Here is a 2,207-nt window from a genome sequence, read left to right as displayed (position 1 = left end):
ACCTTGATCTGCAGCTTCATGACGTCACCACATGCCGGTGCGCCGACAAGGCCGGTCCCGACAGAGGTTTCGTTTTTGTCCATGGAGCCGACATTGCGCGGGTTTTCGTAATGGTCGATCAGCTTTTCACTATAAGCCATGATAGGAATCCTCCTAAAAATCCTGAGTCTCTCTCACGAGACAGAATACATATCGAATGTGTCGATAGTACGTTTTCGGTCGTTGTCGTTCTTAGTGTTCAGCCCATTCGATCGACTTGATGTCGATGCCTTCCTGCGCCATTTCCCAAAGCGGGCTCATTTCGCGCAGACGCTCAACTGCGGTGCAGATGGCATCAACGGCTTCATCAAGCTCTTCCTTGGTGGTGTAGCGACCAATGCCAATACGAAGGGATGTATGGGCCAATTCTTCGTCAACACCAAGAGCACGCAGAACGTAAGACGGTTCCAGCGACGCCGAGGTGCAGGCAGAGCCCGACGACACGGCAATGTTCTTGATGTCCATCAGAAGGCTTTCACCTTCGACATAGGCAAACGAAATGTTCAGGTTACCGCTGACACGGACATGTTCGTCACCATTGACATAGATGTCTTCGAGACGGTCACGGAAACGCTGAAGCGTGTAGTCACGCAGTTTTTCGATACGTGCGTTTTCTTCGGCCATTTCATTCGAAAGAATGTCACACGCCTTGCCAAGACCAACGATCAGCGGGGTCGGAAGCGTACCGGAACGCATGCCGCGTTCCTGACCACCACCGGTGATCTGTGCGATTACACGAACACGTGGACGACGGCGAACATACAGCGCGCCAATGCCTTTCGGGCCATAGATCTTGTGACCGGAAATCGACATCAGGTCGATCTTCATGTCATCAACATCAAGGTCGATCTTGCCAACCGCCTGCGCACAGTCAGTATGGAAGAAGACTTTGCGTTCGCGGCAGATTTCACCGATTTCCTTGAGCGGCTGAATGACACCGATTTCGTTGTTCACACCCATGACGGACACGAGTGCGGTTTCATCGGTGATGGCAGCCTTGAGTTCTTCAAGGTCGATCAGGCCGTTTTCCTTAACGCCAAGATAGGTCACTTTGTAACCTTCCTGCTCAAGGTGGCGGGCACTGTCGAGCACGCATTTATGCTCGGTGACAACCGTGATCAGGTGCGGCTTTTTCTTGCCATAGAACTTCATCACGCCTTTGAGGGCGAGGTTGTTTGACTCAGTCGCACCCGAGGTAAAGATGATTTCCTTGGCCGACGCACCAATGATCTTGGCAACCTGACCGCGTGCAACTTCAACCGCGTCCTCGGCTTCCCAGCCAAAGCTGTGGTTGCGCGAATGCGGGTTACCGAATTTCTCGGTGAAGTATGGCAGCATTGCCTCGACAACCCGCGGGTCGGTCGGCGTCGTCGCCTGATAGTCCAGATAGATCGGCTTTGCTTTAAGCTCGTTCATTTTAAAGGCTTCCTCACTCACTCTTTCTCAGGCAGCGTGACGCGCTTTCTTGCGCGCTGCATTACCCCTCATCCGGCTCCAAACGCGGATAAATGTATCAATGTCTTCGTTGGTGCTATCCAGTCCCAGACTGACCCGAATGGCCGATCCGGGCTCGGTAACACCCATTTCCCTAAGCACGTGGCTTTCACGTACCTTGCCTGATGAACAGGCAGATCCCGAACTGATGGCAACTCCTGCCAGATCCATTGCCATGACCTGGGTTTCCCCGGGCATTCCTGGCAGGATCAGGCAACTTGTATTGCTCAGTCGCTCCGTTCCCTTGCCAGCGATCAGAAGCTCAGGCGCCTCTGATGCCAATTCTGTTTCCAGGCGATCACGCATCTGCGCGATATCCGCCATCCTTGCCATATTGGCCTCTGCACGCTTGGCTGCGGCATCAAAGCCTGCAATCCCGACAACGTTTTCCGTGCCACCACGGCGGTATTTTTCCTGCCCGCCGCCCCGGATCTGGGGGACCAGCATCACGCCCGGCGCAATCGCCAGCGCACCAATTCCTTTTGGACCGCCGATCTTGTGGGCCGAGATCGACACCATATCGACCAGCAAGCGCCCCATATCGACCGGCAACCGGCCCAGCGCCTGAACAGCGTCGCAATGGACCTTGGCACCATATTCACGCGCCAGCAGACCAACCTTGGCAACCGGCTGAATGACGCCGGTTTCGTTATTGGCCAGCATGACCGAAACCA

At 54.6% G+C, this 2,207-nt stretch carries 3 protein-coding genes; all 3 read right to left on the bottom strand.

Translation table 11 applies throughout. The features are described 5' to 3' along the window. A partial coding sequence (locus tag B3Z49_RS02935) for an iron-sulfur cluster assembly scaffold protein (protein ID WP_296988234.1) occupies positions 1-140 on the bottom strand: 140 nt, incomplete at its 3' end. Between the two features lie 91 nt (positions 141-231). Beyond that, on the bottom strand, positions 232-1,455 hold the full coding sequence (locus B3Z49_RS02930; protein WP_063088290.1) for an IscS subfamily cysteine desulfurase: 1,224 nt from the start codon (positions 1,453-1,455) through the stop codon (positions 232-234). A 27-nt stretch (positions 1,456-1,482) separates the two neighbouring features. Then, the coding region (locus B3Z49_RS02925; protein WP_296988129.1) for a cysteine desulfurase family protein at positions 1,483-2,207 on the bottom strand (725 nt) is incomplete at its 5' end.

Origin of the sequence: Thalassospira sp. UBA1131, from assembly GCF_002311515.1 — a bacterium.
Classification (GTDB): domain Bacteria; phylum Pseudomonadota; class Alphaproteobacteria; order Rhodospirillales; family Thalassospiraceae; genus Thalassospira.
This window is presented reverse-complemented; position numbering and strand designations above follow the sequence as displayed.